At 70.6% G+C, this 3,996-nt stretch carries 2 protein-coding genes; one reads left to right on the top strand and one right to left on the bottom strand.

All coding sequences use genetic code 11. The features are described 5' to 3' along the window. A partial coding sequence (locus FNH05_RS33810) for a neutral zinc metallopeptidase (protein ID WP_144592921.1) occupies window positions 1-1,428 on the bottom strand: 1,428 nt, incomplete at its 3' end. Between the two features lie 58 nt (window positions 1,429-1,486). On the opposite strand from FNH05_RS33810, the gene glgP reads away from it, so the two are divergent. After that, window positions 1,487-3,996, top strand: a 2,510-nt coding sequence (gene glgP / locus FNH05_RS33815) for an alpha-glucan family phosphorylase (RefSeq protein ID WP_144592922.1), incomplete at its 3' end; no start/stop codon positions are given.

Consider the following 3,996-nt stretch of genomic DNA (forward strand, 5'->3'; position numbering starts at 1 on the left):
CAGGTAACCCACGCGCATGGCTTCGACCCGGCTGAACCCGGCGTCCACGCGCTTGCCGTTGACGTCGGAGGCGACCAGGCTGTCCGGCCGGAGCAAGTCGGAGATCGCCTCGTCGAGGTCGCCCGCCGACAGCCGCATCGCTCCCTGCTCCGTGGTCGTGGCGGTCACCGCGGCCCAGGCGCCCACGAGGCAGGCGGTGCGCAGGCCCGCGTTGGTGTTGTCGATCGAGGCGCCCTTGGCCTTCTGGATGCCCAGGGCGTAGCGGGACGCGATCTCGGCGAAGGCGGCGAAGTCGCCGTGCCCGCCCTTGGACTGCCCGCTGAACTCACCCTGCTGGTCCACCGGCCTGCCGAGGGCGGCCAGTGCCTGCAGGTCCACGGTGACGGTGTTGGAGCTCGGGCAGTAAGAGGCAGGCGGGGTGGCGGGACCGCCCTGGCAGCTGCCGCCCTGGGCCACGATCTTCGGCCCGGCCACCCCGGCGGGCTGGAACGCCGAGTCCAGGCTCTTCTGAAGGTAGCCGATGGCCTTGTTGTCGATCGCCATGTCGCCCGCGTTGGCGTTTTCCTTCTTGTCGTCCTTGTCGAAGGCGCGCTCGGTCAGGCGGGGCTTGATGTTCTCCAGCCGGAAGCCCGCGCACTCCTTCGGGCCCTTCTCGAAACCGGCCTGGAAGGCGAAGAGCCGGTCGAACGCGGTGCCGTGCGAGTCCTTGCCCAGCGCCGACTCACCCGCGGTGTCGCGCACCAGGAACAGCGACGACAGCGCCGCGTTGAGACCTTCCGAAGTGGAGACGTTGAAGTACTTGCTCTTGCCCTCGGCCACCCAGCGGAAGTAGCCGCCCGCGAAGCAGTCGGCCTGCTGCTCGGTCACGATCGTCGGGGTGTTACGGGTGATGCCAGCCTTGTCCATGAGGCGGAACTGCACGGCGTGCCCGAACTCGTGCGCCAGCACGGTGACCACGGACAGCTGGCCGAACTGGTCGATCATCGCGGGCAGCAGCACACCGCGGTCCCAGGAGACGGAGTCGTCCTTGCCGCAGTAGAAGGCGTTGATCAGCTTCTTGGTGTCCCCGCAGCCGCTCTGCTGGTTCGGGCCGTTGGAGTCGTAGGACAGCAGCGTCTTCACCGGCTGGAACTGCATCCCGAAGTCGGCGGGCAGCTGCTGCGACCAGTAGGCCTCGACGTCGGCGATGGTGGCCGTGGCCACGCGGTCGGACTCGTCGTCGGCGACGTTGCGCACCTGGAGCTGTGGTTTCGGTGCGTCGGCCTTGAGCCCGCTGCTGAAATGGGTCACCGGCAGCCCGTCCACCGAGCCTGGCGAGGTGCTCCCTCCGGTGCCGCCCGGACTCTTGCCACCGCAGGCCACCAGGCCGAGTGCCAGCACTCCCGCGATGACGGCGGCCACCGGCCGCCGCGATCCCCCTGTACGCATGTTCACCGTTCCCTGATCACCTACAGACACGCGAACCATACCGATATCGTCAGTGGCTATGAGAGCAATTCGCCGGTTCACCGTTCGCGCGAGCCTTCCGCCGTCGCTCGCCGGCCTTCGTGAGCTGGCGACGAACCTGCGGTGGACGTGGCATCCGCCCACGCGGGACCTGTTCGCCTCGATGGACGACGAACTGTTCCGCCGGGTGCGCGATCCGCTGCGGATGCTGCTCGCGGTGCCGCAGGCCCGGCTCGCCGAACTGGCCGCCGACGAGGACTTCCTGTCCCGGGCGCGCGCGGCCACCGACGACCTCCGGCACTACCTCACCGAGGATCGCTGGTACCAGCGGCAACGCGGGCCCGGCGCGCCGAGCGCGGTGGCCTACTTCTGCATGGAGTTCGGGGTGCACGAGGCGCTGCCGAACTATTCGGGCGGGCTCGGCGTGCTGGCGGGCGACCACCTCAAGGCCGCCTCCGACCTCGGCGTGCCGATGATCGGCGTGGGGCCGCTCTACCGGTCGGGCTACTTCCGGCAGGCGTTGTCCCTGGACGGCTGGCAGATCGAGCACTACCCGGTGATCGACCCGAGCGCGCTGCCGCTGCAACTGCTCACCGACGCCGGGGAGCCGGTGCTGGTGCACGTGGCGATGCCCGGCGGACGGGACCTCTACGCCCAGGTGTGGCAGGCCAAGGTGGGCCGGGTGCCGCTGCTGCTGCTCGACACCGACGTGGAGGTCAACGACGAGGACCTGCGCCGGGTCACCGACCGGCTCTACGGCGGCGACGCCGACCACCGCATCCGCCAGGAGATCCTGGCCGGAATCGGCGGCATGCGGGCGGTGCGGCGCTACTGCGAGCTGACCGGGCACCCGCAGCCCGAGGTGTTCCACACCAACGAAGGGCACGCGGGCTTCCTCGGCCTGGAACGGGCTCGCGAGATCATCGAAGAGCGCGCGCTCGGAATCGACGAGGCGCTGTCCGCGGTGCGGGCCGGCACGGTCTTCACCACGCACACGCCCGTTGCGGCGGGGATCGACCGGTTCCCGGTGGACCTGGTGCAGCACTACTTCGGCGACGGCCGTCTGGTGCCGGGGCTGCCGACGCGGCGCATCCTCGCGCTCGGCGCGGAGGACAACCCTGGCATGTTCAACATGGCCCACATGGGACTGCGGCTCGCGCAGCGCGCGAACGGTGTGTCCGCGCTGCACGGGCGTGTCACGCGACGCATGTTCGGGCGGCTGTGGCCCGGTTTCGACTCCGACGAGGTGCCGATCACCTCGGTGACCAACGGGGTGCACGGCCCGACCTGGGTGGCGCGGGAACTCACCGCGCTCCTGGGCGGCAAGCAGCGGGAGGAGGACGGGTGGGGCCCGGACTTCGACCCGGCCCACCTGCCCAGCCGCCAGGGGGTCAGCGACGAGGAGCTGTGGGCGCTGCGGCGGGACCTGCGGCAGAAGCTGGTCGCCGAGGTGCGGCGCCGGGTGCGGGACTCGTGGCTGCAGCGCGGCGCCTCGGCGCTGGAACTGGGGTGGGTCAACAGCGTGTTCGACCCCGACGTGCTGACTGTCGGGTTCGCCCGCCGGGTGCCCACCTACAAACGCCTCACGCTGATGCTGCGCGATCCCGAGCGGTTGCGCGAGCTGCTGCTGGACGAGGAACGGCCGATCCAGATGGTGGTGGCGGGCAAGTCCCATCCCGCCGACGAGGGCGGAAAGCAACTGATCCAGCAGATCGTCCGGTTCGCCGACGATCCCGAGATCCGGCGGCGCCTGGTCTTCCTGCCCGACTACGACATGTCGATGGCCCGCTACCTCTACCGCGGCTGCGACGTGTGGCTGAACAACCCGACGCGGCCCCTGGAGGCGTGCGGCACCTCGGGCATGAAGTCGGCGCTCAACGGCGGGCTCAACCTGTCCATCCGGGACGGGTGGTGGGACGAGTGCTACGACGGCAGCAACGGCTGGGCCATCCCGACCGCCGACGGCATCCGGGATCCCCTGCGGCGCGACGAACTGGAGGCCGCGGCGCTGTACGACCTGCTCGGGCAGCAGGTCGCGCCGCTGTTCTACAAGCGTGACGGCAACGGGGTGCCGAAGGGCTGGATGTCGATGGTGTGGCACACGCTCGACACGCTCGGCCCGCGGGTGCAGGCCTCGCGGATGGTCCGCGAGTACGTGGAGTCGTGCTACCAGCCCGCGGCCGTCGCGGTGGCCGCCGCCGCCCGCGACGGCTACGAGGGCGCGAAGTCGCTGACCCGGTACCGGACCCGCATCGACACGGTGTGGAACCGGGTGAAGGTGGTCGACACCGAGCTGACCGTCGAGCCGAACGAGACGCTGGAGGTCGGCAGCGAGGTCCGGGTCAGGGCCAGGGTGGACCTCGCCGGGCTCGCTCCGTCCGAAGTGGAGGTCCAGGCGGTGGTCGGCCGGGTCGGCGACACCGACGACCTGCACGAGCCGGTCGCGGTGCCGATGGCCGTCCGTACCGTCCCGGAGCCGGACGGCCCGGGCGCGTTCGCCGAGTTTTCCGCCCTGTTGCGCCTGCCCCACGCGGGTTCGCTCGGCTACAC

It is taken from the genome of Amycolatopsis rhizosphaerae, assembly GCF_007713715.1.
Classification (GTDB): domain Bacteria; phylum Actinomycetota; class Actinomycetes; order Mycobacteriales; family Pseudonocardiaceae; genus Amycolatopsis_E; species Amycolatopsis_E rhizosphaerae.